24 protein-coding genes are annotated in these 23,167 nt (G+C 59.5%); 13 read left to right on the top strand and 11 right to left on the bottom strand.

The window, feature by feature from the left end:
• Positions 1 to 50 precede the first annotated feature (50 nt).
• From AB4874_RS00435 to AB4874_RS00420, 4 genes are all read left to right on the top strand, one after another.
• On the top strand, positions 51 to 1,805 hold the full coding sequence (locus AB4874_RS00435; protein ID WP_368390536.1) for a TadE/TadG family type IV pilus assembly protein: 1,755 nt from the start codon (positions 51 to 53) through the stop codon (positions 1,803 to 1,805).
• 63 nt (positions 1,806 to 1,868) lie between these two features.
• A complete protein-coding gene (locus tag AB4874_RS00430; RefSeq protein WP_368390535.1) occupies positions 1,869 to 2,453 on the top strand; it encodes a TadE/TadG family type IV pilus assembly protein in 585 nt (194 codons plus the stop codon).
• 2 nt (positions 2,454 to 2,455) lie between these two features.
• A complete protein-coding gene (locus AB4874_RS00425) occupies positions 2,456 to 3,166 on the top strand; it encodes a TadE/TadG family type IV pilus assembly protein (RefSeq protein WP_368390534.1) in 711 nt (236 codons plus the stop codon).
• Between the two features lie 143 nt (positions 3,167 to 3,309).
• Entirely contained in the window at positions 3,310 to 4,221 is a 912-nt protein-coding gene (locus AB4874_RS00420) for a pirin family protein (protein WP_368390533.1), read from the top strand.
• 23 nt (positions 4,222 to 4,244) lie between these two features.
• Here AB4874_RS00420 and AB4874_RS00415 read toward each other — a convergent pair whose 3' ends face one another.
• The 5 genes from AB4874_RS00415 to AB4874_RS00395 form a co-directional block, all read right to left on the bottom strand.
• Complete coding sequence (locus AB4874_RS00415) at positions 4,245 to 5,429, bottom strand: DegT/DnrJ/EryC1/StrS family aminotransferase (RefSeq protein WP_368390532.1); 1,185 nt, start codon at positions 5,427 to 5,429, stop codon at positions 4,245 to 4,247.
• A 131-nt stretch (positions 5,430 to 5,560) separates the two neighbouring features.
• Positions 5,561 to 5,821 (bottom strand): DUF6455 family protein, encoded by a 261-nt coding sequence (locus AB4874_RS00410; RefSeq protein WP_368390531.1) that lies wholly within the window; start codon positions 5,819 to 5,821, stop codon positions 5,561 to 5,563.
• A complete protein-coding gene (locus AB4874_RS00405; protein WP_368390530.1) occupies positions 5,821 to 6,135 on the bottom strand; it encodes a DUF6455 family protein in 315 nt (104 codons plus the stop codon). Before AB4874_RS00405 ends, AB4874_RS00410 begins: the two co-directional genes overlap by 1 nt.
• Before the next feature lie 93 nt (positions 6,136 to 6,228).
• A complete protein-coding gene (locus AB4874_RS00400) occupies positions 6,229 to 7,521 on the bottom strand; it encodes a DUF2254 domain-containing protein (protein WP_368390529.1) in 1,293 nt (430 codons plus the stop codon).
• Between the two features lie 37 nt (positions 7,522 to 7,558).
• The gene (locus tag AB4874_RS00395; RefSeq protein WP_295534002.1) at positions 7,559 to 8,320 is read right to left on the bottom strand and encodes a M48 family metallopeptidase; all 762 of its coding nucleotides are present in this window, start codon (positions 8,318 to 8,320) and stop codon (positions 7,559 to 7,561) included.
• A gap of 130 nt (positions 8,321 to 8,450) precedes the next feature.
• On the opposite strand from AB4874_RS00395, the gene AB4874_RS00390 reads away from it, so the two are divergent.
• Positions 8,451 to 8,723, top strand: a complete 273-nt coding sequence (locus AB4874_RS00390) for a DUF8831 family protein (RefSeq protein WP_295534004.1) — start codon at positions 8,451 to 8,453, stop codon at positions 8,721 to 8,723.
• Between the two features lie 3 nt (positions 8,724 to 8,726).
• On the opposite strand, the gene AB4874_RS00385 is transcribed toward AB4874_RS00390, so the two are convergent.
• On the bottom strand, positions 8,727 to 8,975 hold the full coding sequence (locus AB4874_RS00385) for a DUF167 domain-containing protein (protein ID WP_368390528.1): 249 nt from the start codon (positions 8,973 to 8,975) through the stop codon (positions 8,727 to 8,729).
• A 129-nt stretch (positions 8,976 to 9,104) separates the two neighbouring features.
• On the opposite strand from AB4874_RS00385, the gene AB4874_RS00380 reads away from it, so the two are divergent.
• Positions 9,105 to 9,707, top strand: coding sequence for a nitroreductase family protein (locus AB4874_RS00380; protein WP_368390527.1), 603 nt, complete (start codon positions 9,105 to 9,107; stop codon positions 9,705 to 9,707).
• Positions 9,704 to 10,399 (top strand): EI24 domain-containing protein, encoded by a 696-nt coding sequence (locus tag AB4874_RS00375; RefSeq protein WP_295534010.1) that lies wholly within the window; start codon positions 9,704 to 9,706, stop codon positions 10,397 to 10,399. Before AB4874_RS00380 ends, AB4874_RS00375 begins: the two co-directional genes overlap by 4 nt.
• Before the next feature lie 80 nt (positions 10,400 to 10,479).
• Here the strand turns inward: AB4874_RS00375 and AB4874_RS00370 are convergent, their stop codons facing one another.
• Together AB4874_RS00370 and mce are read right to left on the bottom strand one after the other, a co-directional pair.
• Positions 10,480 to 10,749 carry a DUF1467 family protein gene (locus tag AB4874_RS00370; RefSeq protein ID WP_295534012.1) on the bottom strand — a complete coding sequence of 90 codons (270 nt, stop codon included), beginning with the start codon at positions 10,747 to 10,749 and terminating at the stop codon, positions 10,480 to 10,482.
• Positions 10,749 to 11,153 carry a methylmalonyl-CoA epimerase gene (mce, locus tag AB4874_RS00365; protein WP_295534014.1) on the bottom strand — a complete coding sequence of 135 codons (405 nt, stop codon included), beginning with the start codon at positions 11,151 to 11,153 and terminating at the stop codon, positions 10,749 to 10,751. Before mce ends, AB4874_RS00370 begins: the two co-directional genes overlap by 1 nt.
• 142 nt (positions 11,154 to 11,295) lie before the next feature.
• Between mce and AB4874_RS00360 the strand changes: the two genes are divergently transcribed.
• Entirely contained in the window at positions 11,296 to 12,006 is a 711-nt protein-coding gene (locus AB4874_RS00360) for a response regulator (RefSeq protein WP_368390526.1), read from the top strand.
• Positions 12,007 to 12,033: 27 nt separating this feature from the next.
• On the opposite strand, the gene AB4874_RS00355 is transcribed toward AB4874_RS00360, so the two are convergent.
• The gene (locus AB4874_RS00355) at positions 12,034 to 12,777 is read right to left on the bottom strand and encodes a GNAT family N-acetyltransferase (protein ID WP_368390525.1); all 744 of its coding nucleotides are present in this window, start codon (positions 12,775 to 12,777) and stop codon (positions 12,034 to 12,036) included.
• 122 nt (positions 12,778 to 12,899) lie between these two features.
• Here AB4874_RS00355 and AB4874_RS00350 point away from each other — a divergent pair, with 122 nt between their 5' ends.
• On the top strand, positions 12,900 to 13,034 hold the full coding sequence (locus tag AB4874_RS00350) for a hypothetical protein (protein WP_368390524.1): 135 nt from the start codon (positions 12,900 to 12,902) through the stop codon (positions 13,032 to 13,034).
• Positions 13,035 to 13,135: 101 nt separating this feature from the next.
• The gene (locus AB4874_RS00345; protein WP_368390523.1) at positions 13,136 to 13,612 is read left to right on the top strand and encodes a hemerythrin domain-containing protein; all 477 of its coding nucleotides are present in this window, start codon (positions 13,136 to 13,138) and stop codon (positions 13,610 to 13,612) included.
• 144 nt (positions 13,613 to 13,756) lie between these two features.
• On the opposite strand, the gene aspS is transcribed toward AB4874_RS00345, so the two are convergent.
• Positions 13,757 to 15,535, bottom strand: coding sequence for an aspartate--tRNA ligase (aspS, locus tag AB4874_RS00340; protein WP_295534022.1), 1,779 nt, complete (start codon positions 15,533 to 15,535; stop codon positions 13,757 to 13,759).
• A gap of 242 nt (positions 15,536 to 15,777) precedes the next feature.
• On the opposite strand from aspS, the gene AB4874_RS00335 reads away from it, so the two are divergent.
• The 3 genes from AB4874_RS00335 to carB all read left to right on the top strand — a co-directional run bounded on the left by AB4874_RS00335 (position 15,778) and on the right by carB (position 21,973).
• Complete coding sequence (locus AB4874_RS00335) at positions 15,778 to 17,016, top strand: SAM-dependent methyltransferase (RefSeq protein WP_295534023.1); 1,239 nt, start codon at positions 15,778 to 15,780, stop codon at positions 17,014 to 17,016.
• 162 nt (positions 17,017 to 17,178) lie between these two features.
• A complete protein-coding gene (locus AB4874_RS00330; RefSeq protein WP_368390522.1) occupies positions 17,179 to 18,537 on the top strand; it encodes a glycosyltransferase family 87 protein in 1,359 nt (452 codons plus the stop codon).
• Between the two features lie 106 nt (positions 18,538 to 18,643).
• Entirely contained in the window at positions 18,644 to 21,973 is a 3,330-nt protein-coding gene (gene carB, locus AB4874_RS00325) for a carbamoyl-phosphate synthase large subunit (RefSeq protein ID WP_368390521.1), read from the top strand.
• A gap of 65 nt (positions 21,974 to 22,038) precedes the next feature.
• Here the strand turns inward: carB and AB4874_RS00320 are convergent, their stop codons facing one another.
• Positions 22,039 to 22,857, bottom strand: a complete 819-nt coding sequence (locus tag AB4874_RS00320; RefSeq protein ID WP_368390520.1) for a glycoside hydrolase family 25 protein — start codon at positions 22,855 to 22,857, stop codon at positions 22,039 to 22,041.
• Positions 22,858 to 23,167: the final 310 nt, after the last annotated feature.

Raw genomic sequence — 23,167 nt, 5'->3', positions numbered from 1 at the left:
TCTCACGCGGTTGAGGCTTGGGGCCTGCCTGTGGGCAAGGAGTATGACTGATGAAAAAGCGTATTTGCGAGATTTTTGCTAACAACACCAGCAGCCGGCTGTCTCGGCTGCGCCAATTCGCAAGAGACGAAGATGGTGCGCTCATCATTCTGAGTTTGCAGCTGTTCATCATCATGCTTGTGGTGACCGGGGTCGCGATTGATCTCGTGCGTCAAGAAGAACGACGCACCGTGATTCAAGCCACGCTTGACCGCGCCACGTTGGCAGCCGCCGATCTTGACCAAAGCTTGTCACCCGAAGCTGTGGTTAACGACTACATCAACAAAGCGGGCCTCTCCTATCTGGATATGACTCCCGTGGTCGAAGAGGGTGCGCATGGCGAATACCGCCGCGTGACCGCTGCGGTGACCGACAATATGCCAACGATTTTTGGTGAACTTTCAGGCATCAAATCTTTAAGATCGAATGCCAAATCACAGGCTGAAGAATCGATTGGCAATGTCGAAGTGTCGATGGTGCTCGATATCTCTGGTTCAATGAATGACTACGTTTCGGGATACAAAACCCGGATGGATTTGCTCAAGCCGGCGGCGAAAAACTTTGTTACCAAGGTGTTTGATCAGGTCCAACCCGTGGGCGCGCCCGCTGGCCGTCTTGCGATCTCGATCGTGCCCTACAATCAACAGGTGACTTTGGGCTCGACGCTGGGCGGAATCTATCACCTCAGCACGGATCACACGCAAAACACCTGTGTGGATGTGCAGACGCTTGGCTTTGGGTCGCTGCCGATCTCGCCCACTGCAACGCTGCAACGCACGATGTATGGCGACAGCTTTGACTACTGGGGCAATAACTTTGGCCTTTCAACCTACAAGAACATTAATAACTGCCAAGAGAACTCTGACGCCTCTGTCATGGCATTCGAGGATAACGAAGATCAGGTGACGTCCAAGATCGACAAATTGACGCCTGGCGGTGACACTGCGATCGACATCGGGGCACGCTGGGGTCTAGCTCTTTTGGACCCATCTGCGCGCCCGGTCTCAGCGGCGCTCGTGAACAAAGGCGCCATCGGCGCAACGATGAACAAACACCCGATGGATTACACCAGCGCGACCTCGACCGCAGACGACACTGCGCTCAAAATTCTGGTGCTGTTGACCGATGGTCAGAACACGCGGTCTTTCTCGACCAAAATGGAATATCGCACTGGTCCGTCGAACTTCTTCTCGACCTCCAGCAGCACAGCATTCTCAACGAACAAAATGAGCAGTCTGTATTGGTTCTCCCAAAGCCGCGCGACAGATGGAGAGGATCCGTATTACAGTTTCGCCACGGGCAAATGGATGGCCGAAAAAGATATCGGGACCAGTCAGACAACCTGCACCGGATATGGGTGGAACAGAACCTGTACCACCAGCTTTCAGAAATTAGATCTGCATTCGATCTCTTGGGAGACCATCTGGGCTCAAAATTACACGCTGCAATACTTTATCTCGAAGTTCCAATACCCGCCGCGCAAGGCAGAAAACTGGAACACCTCTTCGACAGGCATCTACGACGAGATGGCGATCCAGTCGCAATTTGCAACGAAGGACGCGAATTTGAGCGCGCTCTGCACTTTGGCCAAATCAAAGGAAATCCGCATCTTTACCCTTGCGGTGGATGCCCCGCCAGAAGGCGCTGCGGTTCTTAGCAAATGTGCGACCGGTCCAAGCTATGCCTATGAGGTTTCCTCCGACGATATGACCGATGCGTTCAGCTCGATTGCCTCTGCGATCAATGCCCTGCGCCTGACCAACTAAACCTAAGCTGGGCCACGAAATCGGCCCAGCCATCCCCTTCCCGACCCAATGCGGACAAAGACAATGAACAGCACCGTCCCAAATAAGAAACACAGCAAACGCCTTGGCGCGCTCGCACGGTTTCGCCATGACGAAAGCGGTGCGGTCACCATTCCCACTTTGCCTTGGATCGTCTTTTATCTGTTCCTGACATTTGGCGCGATCGAGATGTCCATCATGATCATGAAGCAAACGCTGTTTGATCGTGGCGTCGCGTTGACGGCGCGCATTATGCAGCTTGGTCTTGATTCCAAACCCGATGAAGAAACGCTGAAAAAGACGATCTGCTCCAATCTCGTCTTCATTTCGAATTGTATGGACAAGCTCTCGGTTGAAACCTTCTCGGTCGATCAATCCGATTGGAGTTCGACCCTGACGGGAAAGGCGCTGAACTGCGAGACCAGTTCAGACAACACCACGCCGCCGCCTTCGAATGTCGAATACGGGACGGATGACCAGATGATGTTGATGCGTGCCTGTGTGCGCGTCCGCCCGATGATGGAAGCTTCGCCCTTTGCCAAGGCGCTGACTGCCGCTTGGCCTTGGGGCGATGAATATGCGCTGGTGGCAACCACCGCCTTCGTGAACGAACCGCGTGTGAAGGATTGAGCATGAGCAGCTTTCACAAAATCCGGCAGCCAAAGAAGCGCGGGGGCCTCAGGGCGTTTCGCAAAGATGAGTCGGGGTCGGCCGCGATTGAGGGCGTGATGGGCGCGCTTTTGTTGATCGCCTGGACGCTGATCGCCTTTCAGATTTATGATGCCTTTCGGCTGCGCTCTGAAGCAACGCGCGCCACTTACACGATCGCGGATATGATCTCGCGTCAGCGCACCCCAATCGGACCCAAATATGTGCAAGGCCTGCAAAAGGTCTTCAACTTCCTCACGCGCACGAATGCGACAAACCAGTCTTGGCTGCGTGTCACCTTGTTCAAATGCAAGGCCGAAGCCGATGACAAGCCTGATGTCGTTTGCGATGGCGTGAACAAAAAATTCACGCTGGTCGATTCCTATGCGACACCCGGCACCAATAATATCATACTCGCGCAGCCCTATACCCAAGCGGGGCTCGATGGGGTGGCAAACCGTATTCCGATGATGGCCGTGGGCGATATGGCCGTCATCACCGAGTCGGTTTATCGCTTTAACCCGTTCATCGGGCTCGGCAATCGCAGCCTCGTGACCACAAGAACCACGCGCGATGGCACCAAGGTGACAGATACGCTGTGGCACAAGGCTGGTCTTGCCACCGGCCTAGCGTTTCCGTCCTTCGTTGTGACCCGCCCGCGCGAGCCGCGCTTGATGTGGGATCCCAACAGCTAAACGCACCCGTGCTATCTGTGCGCGCATCCAGAGGGTCTGTGCCAGAACGCGGAGTTGCGCCGTAATCGCATCCGCCTATTTGATATGGCAACAGCAGGCTGCATCTTGCGGCCTGCCCCCATCTCAGAAAACGGAGCGCTCCAATGTCGATCAGACCCGTCCTAGAGACCCGCCAGTCCCAACATTTCATCGAAGGTGCCGGGGTGCATTTGCACCGCGCCTTTGGCTTTGGCGATCCGTCCGAGGCCGACCCCTTTCTGCTGTTTGACGATTTCCGGGGCGATCATCCCTCGGACTACACAGCGGGATTTCCCTGGCATCCCCATCGCGGGATCGAAACGATCACCTATGTTCTGGCCGGCGAGGTCGATCATGGCGACAGCCTTGGCAATCGCGGCACGCTGGGCGCAGGTTCGGTGCAGTGGATGACCGCTGGCTCGGGGATTTTGCATCAGGAAATGCCGCGCGGGAATGCCGCCGGGCAGATGCACGGGTTTCAGCTATGGGCCAACCTGCCCTCGGATCTGAAAATGACCGCGCCGCGCTATCAAGACATCCAAGGTAGCGATATTCCCGACGTGACCGATGATGACGGCACCGTCGCGCGCGTTATTACAGGTGAGTTTTGGGGGCAGCGCGGCCCGGTCGATGGCATTGCCGCCGATCCGCAATATCTCGACATCTCGATCCCGCCGGGTGTGAAAAAGCGCCTCAAAGTCGACACCTATCGCCAGACCTTCGCCTATGTGTTCCAAGGCGCTGCCGCCTTTGCCGAGGCGTCAGACCCACAAGGCGTGTTGCTGGAAAAAGAAGTGCGCGGACAAGAAGTCAACATCCGCGACCTGTCGGGCAACCGCACCTTGGTGCGCTTTGGCACCGGCGATGAGATCGTCGTGCAGGCCGGCGAAGAGGGCGTGCGGTTCCTGTTGATCTCGGGCGCGCCGATCCGCGAACCCGTCGCGTGGCACGGGCCGATCGTGATGAACACACGTGAAGAGCTGATGACCGCGATGGCGGAGTTGCGCAACAACACCTTCATCAAGCCCGCGCACTAGGCCGGGCGGTGGCGGTCGGGGGACTAGCCCTTGACCGCCGCGACCGCCTCAAGGATTGCCGTGGCGATATAGTCCAGATCCGGGCGGGCAAGGCGCGCAGGCAGCCGCGTATCGCAAGCCCGCATCAGCATCGCGCGGGTCAGCGGCAGATCGCGCTGTTCGCCCAAAAATTCCCAATTCCAGAAAGCACGCGCGTTATCTTCGCTTAGCCCGAACACCGACACGCCCACGCCGCGCGCCTTGGTTTCAGCCTGTAGCTGGCGCGCCTCGTCATCCGACCAATCGCCCACAAGATTGAATTGCAAGGAATCCGGCGCACGGATTTCAGGGGCCAAGGGCGGAGGCACATCCAGCCACGCGCTGCTGTTGAGCCGCTCGGCCACATAGTCATGATTGGCGCGCCCGTCATTAACGCGCCGCTCGACCTCGGGCAGTTGCGGGCGGATCACAGCCGCTGAAAGGTTCTGCATCCGGCAATTATACAACGGCAGCTTGTTTTGCCACTGAACGTAAGAGTTCTGCAGGCCGGGATGTTTTTTCCAGTTATGCTCGTACGCGCCCGACATGATCACCGCACGCGCGGCCAGTTCAGGATCATCGGTCAGCAAGATGCCACCCTCCCCCGCATTGACCAGCTTGTAGGATTGAAACGACAGGCAGCCGATTTTGCCAATCGTGCCGATCTTGCGACCATTCCAGAGCGTGCCAAGCGAGTGCGCCGCATCCTCGATCACCGGCACACCGCGCGCCTCGGCCAGCGCCATGATTGCGTCCATATCCGAGGTGTGGCCGCGCATATGACTGATCATCACCGCGGCGATGCTATTGTCGAACTTGGCCTCGAAATCGGCGATGTCGATGCGGTAATTTTTCCCGACCTCGACCAGAACCGGCACGCAATCGGCATGCACGATGGCCGAGGGCACGGCGGCGAATGTAAAGGCGGGGACCAGCACACGCGCACCGCGCGGCAAATCCAGCGCCTTGAGTGACAAGAACAAGGCCTGACTGCACGACGACACCGCGAGCGCGTATTTCACCCCCATGAGGGCCGCAAATTCCGCCTCGAGCCGGGCCACTGGCGCATCTTGTGAAGTGTAGCGAAACAGATCCCCGCTGCTTAGAAGGCGTTCAATCTCGGCGCGCGCCTCCTCCGGGATCGGCTCGGCGTCATAGCAGTTGGGGGCAGTCTGACCGTCACGGGGCATGGCAAGAAATCCTGAAACTGACTTTCAGCATTTCTTTACACCCGCCGCGCTCATATGAAAAATGAAACTTTCATGATTGCAGGCGCATGCGCGAGGCCCCGCCCAAGCCGCAAACTCTCACCCAACCCGGATCAGTGCAACGAGCGCAGCGAATCGAGGGCGCTTTTGTTGGGGCAGTCATCGGGCAAAACATTGGGCTCTTCGCCCCGCTCTGACAGCAGCGCCAAACAGAACTCGCTACGCCCGCAGGTCCGGCAGGCAGTGATCATTTCCGCGAAAGCGGCTTGCGTCAGACGACCGTCTCGCATCGCATCGGACAGGTTCACACCCATCCGCTTGCCCATACCGCGCGTGATCCAGTAATGCAGATCGAAATTGTCTTGAACTCCCATCACATCCCTCCTTCGGATTGGACTTCCAGTATCCGCCTAGCAGCTTTCTCAGCGCGCAACCGCTTCATCATCAAACGATTTTCGCAATAGTGCGGGGTTTCGGTGGCCGGGGTTTCGCCCTCGGGGTCTTGCGCGGACAGCCACAGCGTGCACTGCTCGGGCGCGGCACATCCGGTGCAGCGGATCAGCGCGTCTTTCCAGTCACTCCCAGACATCCGGCCCTGCGCCATCTCGGCGGTCAGATCAATGCCAAGCACCTGCGCCATACGGTTCATCATCGCGGCATGGCGATTGAGGTTTCGGGCGTCAGACATGGCACATCTCCCCAGTTTATTGGGACGAGTGTGGCGCGCGCAGCCCCTGCCAACTATGATTCAGATCAAGACGACATGCCTCACCCGCAGGCGCTAGCCGCGCGGCTCGAACGTTTGCGACGGCTCATCCTCCTTGGCCAGCGCCTTGGCGGCGGCGGTGATGCGCGCGCGATTTTCGCCAAGCGGCAACGCCGCCTCCGATTGCAGCGCCGCTTGATGCGCCTGCCGAGCAGCAGGGCGCGCGAACTGTTCGGGCGTGATCTGCGCCAAAGCCGCCAGCACCTTTTGCAAACGCAGCGCCACCTCGAACAGCCCCGCACCATCGCGTGCAATCGCGGAAAACGCATCGTCAATCAACTGATCAGAGGAAATGCTGCGCACATAAAGCCGGTCGTTGCGTAGATCGGGCTGCTCAACCGGGTTCCAGTCCGCCAGAACGCGCATCAGCCGGCCTAAAATATCAATCCCCGTGCCCGGGTCGTTGATGCCGGGCGAGAGCGCGCGCGAGGCTATCTCGGCCAGTGCGATCAGGCCAAATTGCGGATCTTGCTCAAAATCGCGGGCGTGATCGACGGCGAAACTGTCGATGATCACCTCTTCCAGCGCTTCGCGCGCCCCCGCATCGATGGGCAGCGCATCACACAGCACCAAATCGGCGGCGGGATGCACGAAACACCCCGGTTCCGCACTTAGCCAGATCCGGCACTCATGCCTCTGAGCGATGGCTTGCAACTGATGGACATCGACATGCTGCACATGGCCCGTGCGCGGCGATTTCACACGAAACACTCCTGTCGGCGGGTCCTGCCACGGGTGCGCCCCCATAAACGGGTCCGCACAGCGTTGCTTCAGCGCGCTGGCCGCAGCATCTTCAACCCGCGATATCACATCGCCCAGCCGCCCGAACTCGCTGAGATGCTGCACCCAACGCAACAGCGAGATCACCACGACCACGACCACTCCAATCGTCACCACAAGCAGCAAGAACCGCCCCGAAGAATCATAGATCGGCGTTTGCAGCGCGATGATCCCGACCAGCGAAAACACGAAGGAGCCGATAAAGCTGGCCAGAACGTTTTGCGTGATCTGGTCGGTCTGCATCAGTTTGATCGCGCGCGGGGTCGCTCCGGTCTGGGCCGCGCCAAAGGCGGTGATCATGATTTGCAGCGAAAAAGTGGTCACGGTGAGCATCGCTGTCGCCATGATCTTCAGGATCGGCTCAACCGAATCCGCGCCCATCTTGAGACCTAAATCCCCGGGCAGCAGATGGCCAAACCCGGCCGAGCCCAGCGCCGTTATGATGCCCAGCACTCCGAATGCGGTCACGCGCACCCAGATTTCGCGCAAGATCACGCGCAGCCGCCAGCGCAGACTGGATAAGCTCATCATGCGTCCCCCTGTTACGACGCGTCTGTCGCGCGTCTCACTTCAGCAATCCCCCAGAGCCGGTTATGGTTCCCGCGCGCAGCTCGGCGACGGTCTTGGCGACCACATCCAGACGCAGCGCATTGGCCGGATGCGTACCCAGAACGGTTTCTTCCGGGTCCGGCAAACGGCGGAAAAACGCAGCCCCCTTGAGCGGATCATACCCCGCATCCCATGTGATGATCGTGCCCAGCCTGTCGGCCTCCAACTCATAATCCTTGGCAAAAAGTCGACTGCCCATTTCCGCACCCGCCTTGCGCGCCTCGGCCACGGTGCGCGGATCCGCCCCCTGCGCACGCACCATCTTGGCCAAGATCTGCGCCCCTTCTTGGGCGTCGCGCTCACGCGATGAAATATGGCCCGCAATATGATGCGCCGCCTCATGGCCCAGCACAAAGGCCAGCTCATCGGCGCTATGCACCTCGGCAATCATCGCCAGCGTCACGCCGATCACCGGGCGACCGCGGAGATCCTCGGTCTGAAAGGCGTTGGGGGGCAGATCGACGCGGTCATCAACCACCAGACGATAGTTGCAATTGCGCCCCCGCGAACGCGCCCGGCATTCGGTTTCGATCACCGGCTCCATCCGGCGCGCGACGCTGACCAACTGATCCACCGCGCGCTCGGCTTTGGCCTGCACCTCGGGGGAGATCGGGGGCAAGGGGGCGGGCTCGGTCGGCGGCACAGGCAGCGCACAGCCCGCCAAAACCGCCATCAGCAGCACGGGGATCAAACGGGCAGCAAGGCGCGGCAAGGTCATGGGACACTCATGGGGCAAAAACGACGATCGCAAGCGCACTCTATCGCCTCTGGCAGGGCGCGCCATCCCCAAGCCCACGCGCTGGTGTTTTTCGCTTCCGGCGCGGCGCGTGGCACGCTAGCATGGCGGTATGTTTACCATTGAACACGAATTCGACGCGACCGTAATCACCCTTGTTGATGAGGGCACAGATCCACGCGACTATCTGCAAGAGGATGTGACAATCACCTCCTTTGAGGATTGCGTGGTGGTTGAGCAGCTTGATGAGCAGACCGATCAGGTGCAATCCATCACCTTCTCGCATGCGCAATTGCGCGAGTTGGCAGCGGCGTTGAACCTGCCCGAGGGTGTGTATCGATTGCGCCAAGCTAACGAGACAACCGAGCCTGACGCAAAAAGCTGACGCTCAATCTAGGCGAAACACCTTGTCGCGCGCGGTTTCGCCCCGAATCAGTGTCAGGCGCGTCTTGGCCACGCCCAGCGCCTTGGCCAGCATTTTTTGCACTGCAGCATTGGCTTTGCCAGCTTCGGGCACCACCGTCACATAGGCCCGCAATCCGTCTTCACCCACGCGAATCTCATTGCGCGAGGCTTTCGGTGTGACCCGCAGCGAAATTTCAGCGCCCGAGATCGCAAGATGGGACAAATCCGTCATGACCCCAACAGCATAGCCCCAACACCTGCGCACACAAGCTAGCGCCTGCGCACATAAGAAAGCGCGCCCTGCGCGGTTGCAATTTGTCCCGCCCCGTCCGATATCCAAGCCAAATCAGTGGAGAGTTCGATGCCCGAGACCCAACCCGTGAACCCTGCCACGCGCAATCAAACCGCGCTGGATTTCCTGCTGTCGCGCCGCTCACGCCCGGCCAAAACCTTGGTGGCCCCTGCCCCCGATGCCACGCAGTTGCATGAGATTTTGCAGGCAGGCGCACGCACGCCCGATCATGGCAAGCTGGAGCCGTGGCGGTTCATCGTGATTACGCGCGCGGCCGCGCAACGTTTGGGCGCCGAGGCCGAAACGCGTGCGCGCGCGCAAGGTCTACCCGAAGAGAAAGTCGCCAAGGCCGGCAAGCAATTCTTGGACAGTCAACTTTGTGTCGCGGTGATCTTCTCGCCCAAAGCCAGCGAGAAAGTCCCGGAAATCGAACAGGTTTTGTCCGCCGGTGCAGTATGCCTGTCGCTATTAAATGGCGCGCTGGCTGCGGGTTGGGGTGCCAACTGGCTGACCGGCTGGGCCGCACATGATGTCGCTTTTGGCGAAGATCTATTGGGATTAGCGCCGGGCGAACTGGTCGCGGGCTTCGTGCATCTGGGCACCGAGGGCGTGACGCCGCCCGACCGTCCGCGCCCCGATCTCAACGCCATCACTAGCTGGATTTCGGAATGATCATCACCAGTTACGTTAAGGCCTGGGGTGATTTACTGCGCCCCGGTGCGATGAAAATCGTTGGCATCGGCGTGGCCCTGTCGCTGGGTCTGCTGATCGCGATCTATCTCGCGATGGTGTGGCTGATCGGCTGGCTGGTCCCGGACAGTTTCTCGCTGCCTTTCATCGGCGAGATCGGCCATATCGACACCGCACTTTCGATTGTGTCGGCCGGGATCATGCTGTTCGCCTCGATGTTCTTGATGGTGCCCGTCGCTTCGGCATTCACCGGGTTTTTCCTCGAGGATGTGGCGGAATTGGTCGAGAATGAACACTATCCAACGCTTCCCCCAGTGCGCAAACTCAGCCTCACCGAGAGCTTTGCCGACACGCTGCGCTTCTTTGGGGTGATCGTCGTGGCGAACCTGATCGCGCTGATGATTTATCCCTTCGTCATCCCGCTTGCGCCCTTTCTGTTTTTTGGCCTCAACGGCTATCTGCTGGGACGGGAATATTTCCAGATGGCCGCCCAGCGCCGGATGGAGCGCGACGCAGCGCGCGCCTTGTATCAGCGTCACAAACTGACCGTCTGGATGGCCGGGGCGCTGATGGCGGTGCCGCTGTCGATTCCGATCCTGAATCTCTTCGTGCCAGTGCTGGGCGCTGCTGGGTTTACGCATTTGTTTCACGCGGTCACTGGGCGGCGCGGTTAACGTTTTTCAACCTTTTTATCCGGAAACACGGTAGAAAACGTGCCGAGCTTAAATTTTTCAACCTTTTCGCCACGCGCCCCTTAATGGCGCAACTGGCCGAAAAAGTCGATATCCTCAAGCGTGATGATCCCCGACAGCAACACCGTCGCGATCACCGCCCACAGCACGACCGTCACCACAGTAGTGATTTTCACCTTGGCCCCGAGATGCGCCTCATGAGGGGCGCCCGCCTGCGTGCCCGGCACGATCTGATCCACATCGCCCTGCGTCTTGAGCCGAAGCGGCAGCACCACGAAAAACACCAAGAACCAGATCACTGCGAACAGAATGATACCGCCGGTAAGGTTCATCAGACCTGCTCCAATTCAACGAGGCAGCCGTTGAAATCCTTGGGGTGCAAAAACAGCACCGGCTTGCCATGCGCGCCGATCTTAGGCTCGCCCGTGCCCAGCACCCGCGCGCCCTGATCGCGCAGCTTGTCGCGCGCCGCCAGAATATCCTCGACCTCGTAGCAGATGTGGTGGATGCCCCCGGCGGGGTTCTTGTCAAGAAATCCTTGGATCGGAGAGTTCTCCCCCAGTGGATAGAGCAGTTCGATCTTGGTGTTGGGCAGTTCGATGAAGACCACGGTCACGCCGTGATCGGGTTCATCTTGCGCAGGCCCCACCTGAGCGCCCAGCGTGTCGCGATATTGCGCCGAGGCGGCCTCGAGGTCGGGCACGGCAATGGCGACATGGTTCAAGCGTCCGATCATCTGGGCCTCCCTTACATGCGGATCGCACCTAGGGGTAAAGGCGTGTGCGCAACAGCGCAAGTGTGGCGAAGTGGCGTTAACCCGCTGTTAGGCAGTTTACCCCCTACTGTAACGGAATTGGCGAATCTGACTGGGTGACAAAATGGCAGATGATCTCACGACCTTTCTTGTACCGCGCAGTGCAACGGCTGAACGCCCGCTGATGGGCCTCACCGTTTTGCTTGTGGAAGACAGCCGCTTTGCGTCTGAAGCGGTGCGCTTGTTGTGTTTGCGATCAGGCGCGCGCATCCGCAGGGCGGATTGTCTGGCCTCGGCATATCGCCATTTGCAGGTCTATCGCCCCAGCGTGGTAATCGTCGATATGGGCCTGCCCGATGGCTCGGGCGGTGATCTGATTGCGGCAATCCGCCAGATGGTGCCGGCTGTGCCCGTGGTTTTGGGCATTTCGGGCGATAGCGGGTTGCGCGGTGATGCGATGGCGGCGGGGGCAGATGGGTTTTTGGAAAAACCCGTCGAAAGCCTCGCCGAATTCCAGCAAGCCATTCTGAATGCGTTGCCTGCGGAGTTGCGCCCTCAAGGTCTGCGCGCCCTCAGCGATACGGTTGTGGAACCCGACCCGATCGCCTTGCGCGATGATTTGCAACATATGGCAGAGGTATTGCGCGAAGGTCCAAACAGTCATGTAATGCCCTATGCGGCGCATTTTTTGGCAGGGGTCGCGCTATCGGCTCATGATCTGGCCTTGGGCGAGGCCGCGCAACGGCTCGCACGCAAAGGGGGCCCGTCGCGCGAGGACTTTCGCCATGTCAGCGGGCTGGTGGCCGATCGCCTCGCCGCTGGCACTACGTTCTAGGGCAAATTGCGGCGCGCCGTTGCGATGTTACTCGGGCGGATCTGCAAGGATCGGATCGACGTGCACCAAACGCGGTTTGGTGAGATCAGACAAGCGCTTGCGCTGCCTTCCTGTGGCATCAAAATTCGAGGGGTCCAGCCAAGTCTGATAGGCCACGCTCAGGGCAGGCCAGTCGGCATCAATCGCGGCAAACCAAGCCGTATCGCGGTTGCGCCCTTTGTAGATCGTCGCCTGACGGAAGGTGCCCTCATAACTCAGCCCCAACCGCTGAGCCGCCCGGCGCGACGCAAGATTAAGCGCATCGCATTTCCACTCAAACCGGCGATAGCCCGCCTCGAAAGCCCATCGGATCGCGGCAAGGAACGCCTCAGAGGCCGCACACTTGCCTTGCAGCGCAGGCGCAAGCGTGATCCAGCCGAGTTCGATCGAGCCAATCTCGGGGCTGATACGCAGGAAGCTGAGAACGCCCAAAGGACGGCCGCTTTGAGCCTCGATCACCGCGTAAAACCACGGATCGCGCAATGTGGAGGCCTGCGTGATCCATCGCGCCAAGTCATCCAGATGCGGAAAAGGGCCATGCGGCATGTAATCCCACACGGCGTCTGCCCCCTCGAACGCGGCGAACAATCCCGCAGCGTGATCAGGGCGCAACCGCTCAAGGCGCATGAAACGGCCCGCGATCAGGACGGCATCAGGCGCATCCGCGGGATGGGGCGGCGCGCGCCAATCGCCCAATGCCGCGCCAAATTCATGATCCCATTCCAAGCCCATAGCCGCCTCCTGCAACCCTATTTCTCCGTGCACTTGCCCCGCAATCGCACCACTTCTTTCCAAGTTCTGCCTTAGTTCAGCGCGAGATTAAGCGCCATACCCACTGCCAAGGGAGTACGGGAATGAGCAAACGAATGATTCAATTGATCGAAAATCAGCGCCTCGTGCAAGCGGCGCATTGGACGGCGTTTTCGCTTGGCGTTCTGGCACTGGCTGCCTCGATTACGGCCACTGCGGTGCACGCGCTCTTATCTTGATAGGCTTATGACAACTCGATTTGCGCATGGCGGGAACTGTCCTGCGCACCATGACGTTACCTCCGTAATCGACACATACTCGATGGAACGGAGGAATTTCCATGACCTCGATCTACGATGCAATCAAGGCAGATCACGACAATCATCGCGATCTGATGGCCCAGATCGCCAAGACCGAAGGCGCCAGCGATGAGCGCAAGAAAACGTGGAATACGTTTTATTACGACATCAAATCGCATGCGGCTGCCGAAGAAGAGACGTTCTACTCCAAACTGATGAGCAAGATTTGGGGCCAAGATGCCGCGCGCCATTCGGTTGAGGAACATGCCGAGTTGGATGAATTGCTTGAAGAGCTGAACGAGATGGACATGTCGAGCCCCGGCTGGCTCAACAAATTCCACAAGTTGCAGCACGATTACAATCATCACATGGACGAAGAAGAAGATGAAATCTTTGCTCAGGCGAAGAAGGTCATCGACGAGTCCGAGATTGCAGGTTACGGCGAAAAATTCCACGCTCGCAAAAAGAAAGAGCGCGAGATCGTGGACAAGAAGCGCGAAGAACATCTTGAGGATTGACCCGGAAGACGGATCAAATGCGTTGAGGGGGCGCTGCCCCCGCTGGCTTTGCCAGCCCCCCGGAGTATTTTCGGCCAGATGAAGGCATATAAAAAAGGCCCCGCCAGATTTTGGGCGGGGCCTTTTTGTCTAAAAATGCTTGGATCAGTCCTCTTTGGGCAGAACCCGCAGGCGCAATTCGCGCAACTGTTCATTCATCGGCTCGCTCGGCGCGCCCATCATCAGGTCTTCGGCGCGCTGGTTCATCGGGAACATGATGACTTCGCGAATGTTAGCGGTGTCGGCAAGGATCATCACGATCCGGTCGATGCCGGCCGCACAGCCACCGTGGGGCGGAGCGCCGTATTTGAACGCCTTGACCATGCCGCCAAAGCGTTTCTCGACTTCGGAGGCCGGATAGCCCGCAATCGCAAACGCCTTATACATCGTCTCAAGCTTGTGGTTGCGGATCGCGCCCGACAGGATTTCATAACCGTTGCAGGCCAGGTCATATTGATAGCCAAGCACGTCGAGCGGATTGCCCTCAAGTGCCTCGATCCCGCCTTGGGGCATCGAGAACGGGTTATGGCTGAAGTCGATCTTGCCCTCGTCATCGGCTTCATACATCGGGAAATCGACGATCCAGGCGAATTTATGTACCGATTTATCGGTCAGCCCGAGTTCCTCGCCGATCACGTTGCGCGCACGCCCCGCGACGCCTTCAAAGCTGGACGGGTTACCGCCCAAAAAGAAGGCCGCGTCGCCCTCGCCCAGACCCAGTTGCTGACGGATCGCCTCGGTGCGCTCGGGGCCGATGTTTTTGGCCAAGGGGCCTGCCCCTTCAAGCGCGCCATCCTCGGCCTTGCGCCAGAAGATATAGCCCATGCCCGGCAGGCCCTGTTCCTGCGCGAATTTGTTCATCCGATCGCAGAACTTGCGCGAACCGCCGGTGGGCGCAGGAATGGCGCGAATCTGCGTGCCCTCTTGTTCCAAAAGCTTGGCGAAAATCGCGAATCCTGAGCCTGCGAAATGCTCGGACACGATCTGCATCTCGATCGGGTTACGCAGATCGGGTTTGTCGGAGCCATATTTCAGCAGCGATTCCGCGTAAGGAATACGCGGCCAGTTCGGATCGACCTGACGCTCGGGATCGAATTCCTCGAACACGCCCTGCAACACCGGCTGGACCACGGCGAAAATATCTTCCTGTTCGACAAAGCTCATCTCGACATCAAGCTGGTAGAAATCGGTGGGCGAGCGGTCGGCGCGCGGGTCTTCATCGCGGAAACACGGCGCGATCTGGAAGTATTTATCGAAACCGCCGACCATGATCAGCTGTTTGAACTGCTGCGGGGCTTGCGGAAGCGCGTAGAATTTTCCCGGATGCAGGCGCGAGGGCACGAGGAAGTCGCGCGCGCCTTCAGGGCTGGAGGCCGTGATGATCGGCGTCTGGAATTCATTGAACCCCTGATCCCACATCCGCTGGCGCATGGATTTCACCACGTTCGAGCGCAAAATCATCGAGTTATGCAGGTTCTCGCGCCGCAGATCGAGGAAGCGATAGGCCAGACGGGTTTCTTCCGGGTAGTCTTGCTCGCCAAAGACTGGCAGCGGCAATTCCTCGGCCTCGCCCAGCACTTCGAGGTCGCGCACGTAAACCTCGATCTCGCCGGTCGGGATTTTGGAATTGATCAGGCTGGCATCGCGCAGTTTGACGGTGCCGTCGATGCGGATCACCCATTCCGAGCGGACTTTTTCCAGCGCTTTGAAGGCCGGGCTGTCGCCATCGCACAGCACCTGCGTCATGCCGTAATGGTCGCGCAGATCGATGAACAGCACGCCGCCGTGGTCGCGCACCCGGTGGACCCACCCGGCAAGGCGCACGGTCTCGCCGGCATTGGCGGCGCTCAGATCGGCACAGGTATGGCTGCGAAAGGCGTTCATCGGTGGCTCCCGGATCGTGTATGGCGTTAAGGCGCCGATACACAGGCTGGGCGGGCAAAAGTCAAGCTGTGCGCAGATTCACAGAGGGGTTCGCACTTGGGAAACTTGGCGTAACGCAAAAAGATGTTAATTTTTAGGGGCTGACGACCGCGTCAGGGAACCCGCACGCGAAATTCGCGTTCGGAAAAGATAGGATGATTGCACAGAGTACTCGTAAAGCATTTGCCACTTCGGAGACTGCCATGAGAGCCTGGGATGCCCTTTTAGATCGTATGCTACGCCACTTGATCCGCGTAGGCACCTTGCAACTGACCTATCATAACGGCGATTTGCGCCGCTATGGCGATGGCACCGGCATCCCCATAAAGCTCACGATCACCTCTCCCGATATCGTCAAGAAAATCGTGCTCAAGCCCGATCTCGGGGTGGGTGAAGGCTATATGGATGGCGATTATACGATCGAACAGGACGATCTGCGCGGCTTTCTTGCCCTTGTTATCCGCAATCAGACCGGATCGGGGATGCCGTGGTTTGAAAAGCCGCGCGAAGCCTCGCGGTTCTTTGGACGCAGGCTCGCGCAGTTCAACCCGGTCAACAAAGCGCGCACGAATGTGGCGCATCATTATGACTTGTCGGGCGACCTGTATGACCTGTTTCTAGACGCTGACCGGCAGTATAGCTGCGCCTATTTCGAGCACGCCGATATGTCCCTCGACCAGGCGCAAGAGGCCAAAAAGCGTCATATTGCCAAGAAGTTGCTGATTGAGCCGGGCATGCGCGTGCTCGACATTGGCTGTGGCTGGGGTGGCATGGCGATCACGCTGGCGCGCGATTTTGGTGCGCATGTGGTGGGGGTGACCCTGTCGAGCGAGCAGCACGCGCTGGCCACTCAACGGGTGCGCGATGCCGGCTTGCAGGATCAGATCGACATTCGCCTGTGTGATTATCGCGACGTGCGTGAGACCTTTGACCGGATCGTATCGGTGGGGATGTTCGAACATGTCGGCGTGCCTCATTACCGTCAGTATTTTGGCAAGGTCCGTGAGTTGCTCAAGCCGGGGGGCGTGTCGCTTATTCACTTCATCGGCCGCGCAGGTACTGCTGGGGCGACCGCTGATTTCATTACCAAATACATCTTTCCCGGCGGCTATTGTCCGGCCATGTCCGAGGCGTCAAATGCCATCGAACATGAGGGGCTTGTGGTCACCGACCTCGAGGTGTGGCGTCTGCATTACGCCGAGACCCTGCGCCATTGGTGTGATCGGTTTGATGCCAATATCGACAAGGCCGTTGCCCTTTATGATGAGAAATTCACCCGGATGTGGCGTTTCTATCTGATCGCGTCCGAGATGGCGTTTCGTCATGGTGGTCAAGTGGTGTTCCAATATCAACTGGCCCATGAGGTCGGCGATGTGCCCCTGACGCGCGATTATCTGTATCGCGCGGATACTGACCAAGACCTGCGGTTGGCTGCGGAATAAAGCGACAGGCGCGCTTTGCACAGTCCCGCACAGAATTGGCGCGCAGCCTTAGGCCTGCGCGCCTAATTTTATCCAGCTTCGAAACAATCGCCTTATTTTCACCAGAATAGGCCGTCAAAACGTGTCAACGAATCTGACTGACGCCCTTTGCTGAGAAATCCTATGTTTCAATCGACGCTCCGTTCCAAACCTGACGCCGCCGATTCCTTTGACGCCTCTGAGCGCCACCGGTTCTTGGCGTTTTTCTACACTGCGCGCGCCGACAGGCTGGGTTTGGTTTTGCTGGTGATTTGGGCGGTCTGTGCGTGGTTTGTCTATCGGGCACACTGGGGCAATGATTTAGCCGCCCTCTGGTTCGCGGGGCATTTTCACGCCTTGGGACAAGACGGGATGATCTATGTCGCTCCGCCGCAATTCTTCGGCGGCATTCCCGATGAATGGCGCGCGCTTCTGGCCCAAACGCGCCAAAACGTTCAGGATAACGCATTTCCTTATATTTATCCCCCTCTCTGGCTGGCATTTCTGGCGCCTCTGACCAAAGCGTTCTCGCCACAGGGTTTCCAAGCCTTTTTTCTCAGCCTGCATATCGTGATGCTGTTTGCCTCGGTGTTGCTAGCAGAACAGATTGCGCGCCCCGCAAAGATGCCGCGCATTGTGTTTCGGCTGTGGGGGCTCGCGACGCTGACGTTGACCGCGCCTATAGCTACGGCGCTGTGGCTCAACCAGCCGTCCATTATCGTCGCTTTTCTGATCCTTCTGGCAGGCGCCCTGATGGTCAAACGCCCTGCCCTATCGGGCGCAGCTATCGCGTTGGCAAGCGCGATCAAACTGACGCCCGTGGTTTTTGTGACGGTGTATTTCATGCTCCCGCGCGAGAATGCGGCACAGCGCAAACGTGCTCTGATCGCGGTTCTGTTTAGCGGGGCAATTCTGGCCGGGCTGTCAATCGCGCTCTTGGGCTGGCCGCTCCATCGGGCTTTCCTTGATCAGCTTCATCTGGCTTCAGGCAAATCGGTCTGGGCTGCGGTGAACCCCTCGGCACGGATCCTGATTCAGGACCTGGCAGGAATTATCGGGCTGAGCACGCCGATGAATTTCCCTACTCCTCTGCCCAATGTGTTGCTGGTCATTCCCCCGCTCTGGACAAGCCTCGTGATCGGCGGCCTCGGGTTTGTGCTGGGCGTATTTGCGCTGCGCATTGCTGCGCGGCGCCACACTGCGCCTGCCCGTGCCCTCGCATTGCTGGGCCTTTCAATCGGGCTTTTCCTGTTTGGCCCGCTCAGCTGGCTGCATTACCTAATCGTGCCGCTCTTGCTTGCGCCCGCTGTGTGCGCAGGGCTGTCGCGATGGGCAGGCGGGGCAATTTTGGCGTTGATTCTGATTGGCAACAGCAATCAGGTACTGTCCATTTTTGCGCTAAGCGGTCTCCATCTTTTGCCCTATACCGTGCTGATGGTTACGATTTGGGCGATTGTGCTTGGGGTGACCTATCATGCGCTGGCAAAGCAGCCGCGCGACTAAGCCTTTCCCCCTTGCACCGAGCGCCCGGCGGACTATAACCCGCAACAATTTGCGTGGGGGCAGCCGTCCCCGCCTGTTTTGCATACGCAACATCAAGGGGTCCGTCATGCCGAAGAGAACCGACATCAAGTCCATCCTCATCATCGGTGCCGGGCCTATTGTGATCGGGCAGGCCTGCGAGTTCGACTATTCGGGTGCCCAAGCCTGCAAGGCGCTGCGCGAAGAGGGCTACCGGGTGATCCTGGTGAACTCCAACCCGGCCACGATCATGACCGATCCGGGCCTCGCCGATGCGACCTATATCGAACCGATCACCCCGGAAATCGTCGCCAAGATCATCGAGGACGAGCGCCCCGACGCGCTGCTGCCCACGATGGGCGGACAGACGGGGCTGAACACTTCGCTGGCGCTGGCCGATATGGGCGTGCTGGAAAAATTCGGCGTCGAGCTGATCGGGGCGAACCGCGATGCCATCGAAATGGCCGAGGATCGCAAGCTATTTCGCGAGGCGATGGATCGGATCGGGATCGAAAATCCCAAAGCCACGATCATCGCCGCCCCCAAGCTGGCCAATGGGCGCTATGACGTGAATGCAGGCGTCGCCGAGGCGATGACCGCCTTGGAACATATCGGCCTGCCCGCGATCATCCGCCCCGCCTTTACCCTTGGCGGCACCGGTGGCGGCGTGGCCTATAACCGCGATGATTACGAGGCGATCTGCCGCTCGGGGCTCGATGCTTCGCCGATGGCGCAGATTTTGGTCGATGAATCGCTACTGGGCTGGAAAGAATTCGAGATGGAGGTCGTGCGCGACCGGGCCGATAACGCGATCATCGTGTGCGCCATCGAAAACGTCGATCCGATGGGCGTGCATACCGGCGATTCGATCACCGTCGCTCCGGCCCTGACGCTGACGGACAAGGAATATCAGATCATGCGCAACGGCTCGATCGCCGTGCTGCGCGAGATTGGCGTGGAAACCGGCGGCTCGAACGTGCAATGGGCGATCAACCCCGCCGATGGCCGTATGGTCGTGATCGAGATGAACCCGCGCGTGTCGCGTTCCTCTGCGCTGGCCTCCAAGGCGACCGGTTTCCCGATTGCCAAGATCGCGGCGAAGCTTGCGGTGGGCTACACGCTCGATGAGCTGGACAACGACATCACCGGCGTCACGCCCGCCAGCTTTGAGCCCTCGATCGACTATGTCGTCACCAAAATCCCGCGGTTCGCGTTTGAAAAATTCCCCGGGTCGAAAGCCGAACTCACCACCGCGATGAAATCGGTGGGCGAGGTGATGGCGATTGGCCGCTCCTTCCATGAATCGATGCAAAAGGCGCTGTGCTCGATGGAGACGGGCCTGAGCGGCTTTGACGAGATCGACATCCCCGGCGCGCCCGAAAAGGCCGCCGTGATCAAGGCGATTTCCGCCCAGACGCCTGACCGCATCCGCCTGATCGCGCAGGCGATGCGCCACGGGCTGAGCGATGAGGATATCCAACACGCCACGTCCTATGACCCGTGGTTCCTTGCCCGCATCCGCGAGATCGTCGATGCCGAGGCCGATATTCGCAAACAGGGCCTGCCGCTGGATGCCAAAGGGCTGCGCATGCTCAAGATGATGGGCTTTAGCGATGCCCGTCTGGCCACGCTGACGGGGCGCGAAGAGGCCCAAATACGCCGCGCGCGCCGTAATTTGGGCGTGTTCGCCGCCTTCAAGCGCATCGACACCTGCGCCGCCGAGTTTGAGGCACAAACCCCCTATATGTATTCCACCTACGAGGCCCCCGCGATGGGCGATGTGGAATGCGAGGCCCGCCCGAGCGATCGCAAAAAGGTCGTCATTCTGGGCGGTGGCCCGAACCGGATCGGCCAAGGGATCGAGTTTGATTACTGCTGCTGTCACGCCTGTTTCGCGCTGACCGATGCGGGCTATGAGACGATCATGATCAACTGCAACCCCGAGACGGTCAGCACTGATTACGACACCTCGGACCGGTTGTATTTCGAACCGCTCACCTTGGAACATGTGCTGGAAATCCTGCGTGTTGAGCAAGATAACGGCACGCTGCATGGGGTGATCGTGCAGTTTGGCGGGCAGACGCCGCTGAAACTCGCCAACGCACTTGAGGCCGAGGGCATCCCGATTCTGGGTACCACGCCCGACGCGATTGACTTGGCCGAAGACCGCGAGCGCTTCCAGCAACTCCTGAACCGGCTCGAACTCAAGCAGCCAGTCAACGGGATCGCGCATTCCGATGCCGAAGCCTTTGAAATTGCAGGTCGCGTCGGCTATCCGCTGGTGATCCGCCCGTCCTACGTTCTGGGTGGGCGCGCGATGGAAATCGTGCGCGATCTTGACCAGCTCAAGCGCTATATCACCAGTGCCGTGGTCGTTTCGGGCGATAGCCCCGTGTTGCTCGACAGCTATCTGTCCGGCGCGATCGAGGTGGATGTCGACGCGCTGTGCGACGGGGAAACCGTGCATGTCGCGGGCATCATGCAGCACATCGAAGAGGCGGGCGTGCATTCGGGCGATTCAGCCTGCTCGCTGCCGCCCTATTCGCTCGATGCTGCGACCGTGGCCGAGCTAAAGGCGCAGACCGAAAAGATGGCCTTGGGGCTGAACGTGGTCGGCCTGATGAACGTGCAATTCGCGATCAAGGATGGCGTGATTTACGTCCTTGAGGTCAACCCGCGCGCCTCGCGCACCGTGCCCTTCGTCGCCAAGGCGACCGATAGCGCGATTGCCTCGATTGCCGCGCGTCTGATGGCGGGCGAGAAAATGTCGGCCTTCCCGCTGCGTGCGGCCTACCCCGCAGGCGTTGGCCCCGACACGCCGCTGCCCTTTGCCGATCCGCTGACGCTGGCTGATCCGATTACGCCGTGGTTCTCGGTCAAAGAGGCTGTGATGCCCTTCGCGCGCTTCCCTGGTGTCGATACGCTGTTGGGGCCAGAGATGCGCTCGACCGGCGAAGTCATGGGCTGGGATCGCGACTTCCCGCGCGCCTTCTGGAAGGCGCAGCTTGGCGCAGGCACCGTGCTGCCCGATGCAGGCCGGGTGTTCTTTTCGATCAAGGACAGCGACAAATACGAAGAATTGGCCGAGGCCGCACGCGATCTGATCGCCATGGGCTTTGACATTTTGGCCACCAGCGGCACGGCGAAATGGCTGGCCGAACATGGGGTGAGCGCGGATTCGGTGCTCAAGGTCTATGAGGGCCGCCCCAATATCGTGGACCGGCTGAAAAACGACGAAATCGCACTGGTGTTCAACACCACCGATGGCTCTCAGGCGATTTCCGATAGCCGCGATATCCGCGCCGTCGCGCTTTATGACAAGATCCCCTATTTCACGACCGCCGCCGCCTCTATCGCCGCCGTCGCCGCGATCAAGAGCCACAAAGAAGGCGATGTGAACGTGCGCAGCTTGCAGTAAGCACTGATACGCAACAAAAGGCCGCCCGTGACTGCATCCGGGCGGCCTTTTTCTTTGAAGAAACCCTACTGCCGCCTTGTCGCCAGCCAATTCCGCCACGCCGCGGGCGAGCCGTGAAACGCGTTCATGTCGACCGTGCCGGGCACGCCGGGGATGACTCCGGTGCCGCTATATTGCCAGAAGGTCCAGCGCGCATCTCCGTAGCGCGCACTGGGATGGCCCGCGACCGAGCGTAGCCAGAAATCATAGCCGCGAAGCTGCTCCAGCCCGTTATCCTCCCAGAAATCGACCGTGGTGTAGATCACAGGCTTCGTGCCGTAATGCGCCTCGAGCGTGCGCAGGAATATCCGCATCTCGTTGCGCACATGGGCGGCTTCGGGACGGCGCTGACAGCTGGGTGAGGTGTGGTTCCACTCGATATCAAGCACCGGGGGCAGATCGCCCGCGTGGCGTTTGACTTGCTTGATGAACCAGCGCGCTTGTTCGGCAGCGGGGCGGCAGAAATAGAAAAAGTGATAGCCCCCCACCGGCACGCCCGCCGCGCGCGCTGCCCGCGCATTCAGCCGGAACCCGGGGTCGATATGATCGCCCCCTTCCGAGGCCTTGAGCCAGGCAAAAGACACCCCCGCCGCGCGCGCACGCCGCCAGTCGATCACGCCCTGATAGCGCGCCGCGTCGATGCCGTGAACCGGCAGGGCGGCAGGTGCTAGGCCGGACCAGCCATGGGGCGCGGTATCGCCAAAGCGCGCCGGGATACCCGGTGCCCGATACTGCGCCGCATCCAACATATTCGGAGCCATGAGGCGCGCAGATTTCGGCTTGGTCCCACATCCGGCAAGCGTCAGCGCCGCCCCCGAGAGGAAAATCCGCCTTGAAAGGTCCATACGCCGCTCCCTGATACTGCACTGGCTCACGCTTTCATGAGACGGCCCGACTGTCACGGGGCACCCGGGCCTTTTTCTGCACCACCAGCAAGAGCCTGCCGGTCGAGGAAAGGTCCGCATGTTTACTGGGCGTTTCTGAAATCCGCAGCGATGATCATGCCATCGCCATTGAGACCCCATTGCAACATGAAGTTTTCGCCGGGCACAAAAGCTCTTGGCAACTTTGCGCCATGATCGGGCTTGCGGAGAAGGCCAAGCGATGAGGGCGGCGACAGGTGCGAGATATTGCACCAAATTCGGCCTTGTGAAT

It is taken from the genome of Thioclava arctica, from assembly GCF_040892615.1.
GTDB lineage: Bacteria > Pseudomonadota > Alphaproteobacteria > Rhodobacterales > Rhodobacteraceae > Thioclava > Thioclava arctica.
The sequence above is the reverse complement of the archived record's forward strand: the minus strand, read 5'-3'. Positions and strand labels throughout refer to the sequence as shown.

Coding starts and splice junctions, on each gene's coding strand:
- AB4874_RS00435 (WP_368390536.1), top strand. CDS start 51: ATGAAAAAGCGTATTTGCGAGATTTTTGCTAACAACACCAGCAGCCGG.
- AB4874_RS00430 (WP_368390535.1), top strand. CDS start 1,869: ATGAACAGCACCGTCCCAAATAAGAAACACAGCAAACGCCTTGGCGCG.
- AB4874_RS00425 (WP_368390534.1), top strand. CDS start 2,456: ATGAGCAGCTTTCACAAAATCCGGCAGCCAAAGAAGCGCGGGGGCCTC.
- AB4874_RS00420 (WP_368390533.1), top strand. CDS start 3,310: ATGTCGATCAGACCCGTCCTAGAGACCCGCCAGTCCCAACATTTCATC.
- AB4874_RS00415 (WP_368390532.1), bottom strand. CDS start 5,429: ATGCCCCGTGACGGTCAGACTGCCCCCAACTGCTATGACGCCGAGCCG.
- AB4874_RS00410 (WP_368390531.1), bottom strand. CDS start 5,821: ATGGGAGTTCAAGACAATTTCGATCTGCATTACTGGATCACGCGCGGT.
- AB4874_RS00405 (WP_368390530.1), bottom strand. CDS start 6,135: ATGTCTGACGCCCGAAACCTCAATCGCCATGCCGCGATGATGAACCGT.
- AB4874_RS00400 (WP_368390529.1), bottom strand. CDS start 7,521: ATGAGCTTATCCAGTCTGCGCTGGCGGCTGCGCGTGATCTTGCGCGAA.
- AB4874_RS00395 (WP_295534002.1), bottom strand. CDS start 8,320: ATGACCTTGCCGCGCCTTGCTGCCCGTTTGATCCCCGTGCTGCTGATG.
- AB4874_RS00390 (WP_295534004.1), top strand. CDS start 8,451: ATGTTTACCATTGAACACGAATTCGACGCGACCGTAATCACCCTTGTT.
- AB4874_RS00385 (WP_368390528.1), bottom strand. CDS start 8,975: ATGACGGATTTGTCCCATCTTGCGATCTCGGGCGCTGAAATTTCGCTG.
- AB4874_RS00380 (WP_368390527.1), top strand. CDS start 9,105: ATGCCCGAGACCCAACCCGTGAACCCTGCCACGCGCAATCAAACCGCG.
- AB4874_RS00375 (WP_295534010.1), top strand. CDS start 9,704: ATGATCATCACCAGTTACGTTAAGGCCTGGGGTGATTTACTGCGCCCC.
- AB4874_RS00370 (WP_295534012.1), bottom strand. CDS start 10,749: ATGAACCTTACCGGCGGTATCATTCTGTTCGCAGTGATCTGGTTCTTG.
- mce (WP_295534014.1), bottom strand. CDS start 11,153: ATGATCGGACGCTTGAACCATGTCGCCATTGCCGTGCCCGACCTCGAG.
- AB4874_RS00360 (WP_368390526.1), top strand. CDS start 11,296: ATGGCAGATGATCTCACGACCTTTCTTGTACCGCGCAGTGCAACGGCT.
- AB4874_RS00355 (WP_368390525.1), bottom strand. CDS start 12,777: ATGGGCTTGGAATGGGATCATGAATTTGGCGCGGCATTGGGCGATTGG.
- AB4874_RS00350 (WP_368390524.1), top strand. CDS start 12,900: ATGAGCAAACGAATGATTCAATTGATCGAAAATCAGCGCCTCGTGCAA.
- AB4874_RS00345 (WP_368390523.1), top strand. CDS start 13,136: ATGACCTCGATCTACGATGCAATCAAGGCAGATCACGACAATCATCGC.
- aspS (WP_295534022.1), bottom strand. CDS start 15,535: ATGAACGCCTTTCGCAGCCATACCTGTGCCGATCTGAGCGCCGCCAAT.
- AB4874_RS00335 (WP_295534023.1), top strand. CDS start 15,778: ATGAGAGCCTGGGATGCCCTTTTAGATCGTATGCTACGCCACTTGATC.
- AB4874_RS00330 (WP_368390522.1), top strand. CDS start 17,179: ATGTTTCAATCGACGCTCCGTTCCAAACCTGACGCCGCCGATTCCTTT.
- carB (WP_368390521.1), top strand. CDS start 18,644: ATGCCGAAGAGAACCGACATCAAGTCCATCCTCATCATCGGTGCCGGG.
- AB4874_RS00320 (WP_368390520.1), bottom strand. CDS start 22,857: ATGGACCTTTCAAGGCGGATTTTCCTCTCGGGGGCGGCGCTGACGCTT.